This window comes from Pseudomonas sp. SDT291_1_S447, assembly GCF_054070155.1.
On the sequence record NZ_JBSVXS010000471.1, the window covers coordinates 1 to 214 of the forward strand.

General features: G+C 62.6%; 1 pseudogene. It reads left to right on the forward strand.

The features are described 5' to 3' along the window. A pseudogene (locus tag ACW9IR_RS30415) lies at nucleotides 1-214 on the forward strand (PLP-dependent aminotransferase family protein); the annotation flags it as partial.

A 214-nucleotide genomic window follows, 5' to 3' on the forward strand; every position in this document is an offset into this window, starting at 1 on the left:
GACGCCGACGGCCGCTTCGACCTGCGCGTGCTCAATGAACTGCTCGAACGTGAGCCCATCTGCCTGGCGATACTGTCATCCACCGTGAACATTCCCCACGGCAGCCGCATGCCAGCCGAGGATAAACAGCAGATCTGCCGGTGGCTGGCGGCGCGGGCTATCTGGTTGTTCGAAAACGACACGTACGGCGACTTGTATTTCGCGACCCCGCCGG